3 protein-coding genes are annotated in these 1,797 nt (G+C 67.6%); all 3 read left to right on the top strand.

Features of this window, described 5'->3' with window-relative positions:
- Window positions 1–286 (top strand): LuxR family transcriptional regulator (locus B9S61_RS15960; protein WP_103542858.1); only part of this gene is annotated, 286 nt, incomplete at its 5' end.
- 531 nt (window positions 287–817) lie between these two features.
- On the top strand, window positions 818–1,444 hold the full coding sequence (locus tag B9S61_RS15955; protein WP_258039678.1) for a hypothetical protein: 627 nt from the start codon (window positions 818–820) through the stop codon (window positions 1,442–1,444).
- A 97-nt stretch (window positions 1,445–1,541) separates the two neighbouring features.
- A partial coding sequence (locus B9S61_RS15950; RefSeq protein WP_146064855.1) for a transposase family protein occupies window positions 1,542–1,797 on the top strand: 256 nt, incomplete at its 3' end.

Below are 1,797 nucleotides of genomic sequence, written 5' to 3'. Positions count from 1 at the left end.
GGGGCGGGGGCCGGCGGCCGGGGGGTCCCCCGACCGTGCGGGCATCGGGCGGCTGGCCGCCCTGGACGTCCGCATCCTCGAAGGCGTCGCGATCGGCACCTCGACCGCCCGGCTCGCGGCATTGCTTTATCTGAGCCGACAAGGTGTCGAATACCGCATCGGTTTGATGCTCCGTCATTTTCAGGTCGTGAACCGGGCCGCTCTGGTCTCCCGGGCGCACTCCCTTGGCGTCCTGAGCGTCGGCACCTGGCCACCCCGCGTCCTCCCGGAGTTTCTTGAGGCGTAGGGAAGTGCGTACGGAAGGACCGCCCCCGGGTCAACTTCCCAAATGCTCTTCCGAAGGTCAGGAAGCGTCCTCCGACGGTATGCGTCCGACGTATTTTCCCAGACCGGAATAGCGTATCGATATCGCGCCACGAGACCAGGGCTTGCGCAAGTTCCCGGGATCGCCCAACTGGCGTGAGGATGCCGCGGGTTGGGGTGGACGACAGAGCGGACACGGGATCCGTGATCATTCAGGTGTCTAAGAGGATGTCTCACGTGGTGATCTTGGCGAGTCTCTTGTAGGCGAACACCACCCCCCCCGGTCGTCCTCCTCCACCGCGTCCTGCTTCGCCCGGAGGATCTCCTCGACGATCTGCTCGACCACGGGGCGCCAGAACGACGTGTGCCGAGAACAGATCCCCCTGCGCGGCCGGATTGGCGTGGTCCAAGTGACGCACCTGCACTCCCGGGTACTTCTCCTCCAGCCGCTGGACGACCCTCTTCAGGCTGCGGGCGTGCGCGCCCCACCTGCGAGGGCGACCACTTCGCCCAGGTGAACAACGCCCTGGCGGTGGTGGGGGCCGAGCCGGTCGACTGGCTGCCGCAGAAGGGCTGGGACCAGGGGACGGGCGGGGCCGGCGGGCCCAAGGACGGTGGTGTCGCACAGCGGATGGGGGCGTTCATCGCGTCCACGATGGAGTTGCACCAGCTGTATCTGGAGCGGCTCACCAGCGTCAAGGACGAGGGTCTCGTTCTGCCGCCCGTCACCGGGGTGTTCGACACGCCGCTGGTGGACTTCCGGAAGGCCGTCGACCCGGTCTCGCGGGTGCTCGCGCACCTGGATCGGCATATCGATCTGTCGAACCGTTTCGGGGAGACGAAGGCCGCGGAGGCGGCGTCCGCGGGCGCACTGTACGGGGAGGCCGTGGGCGCCTTGTCGGCCCACGCGATCTCGGCCCTCTACCTGTACACGTGCGAGTCGGGCTTCTACCGCGAGATCAACGCCGTGCTGCGCTCGTCGGACCGCGAGCGCGTGGTGCCGTACCTGCCGTACCTGCCGTACCTGCCGTACCGGCGGTTGCTGTTTTCGGCGATGGAGGCGTTGCCGGCACAGACCAGGGCTCCGTCAAGTTCCGTGCTTGCGTGGAGGGTTGACGATCAGGCCGGTAGAGGCGGATAGCAGAGCAGGCACGGGGGTTCGTGATCATTGTGGTGTCGAAGCCAGATGATCACGAGGACGTCCCGTGCCTGCTGTTGCATCTTCCCCTATCCCTGCCGTGCTGGAGAAGCTGGGGCCGCTGGACGCGGACCGGATCGCTGACCTGGGCCCCTACCTCGAATCGGTTCCGGATCCGCGCTCACGCCGGGGCCGGTGGTACTCGCTGACGGCCATCTTGCTGATGTGTGCCTGCGCGGCCGTCTGCGGTGCGAAGAGCATCGACGAGCTCGCCGAGTTCGGCGAGCGGGCCACGAACTCGCTGCTGGCATCCCTCGGGGTACGCCGTCACCTGCTCGGCTGGCGGCGCAGCCCCA

Origin of the sequence: Streptomyces sp. SM1, assembly GCF_002910825.1 — a bacterium.
GTDB lineage: Bacteria > Actinomycetota > Actinomycetes > Streptomycetales > Streptomycetaceae > Streptomyces > Streptomyces okerensis.
This window is presented reverse-complemented; position numbering and strand designations above follow the sequence as displayed.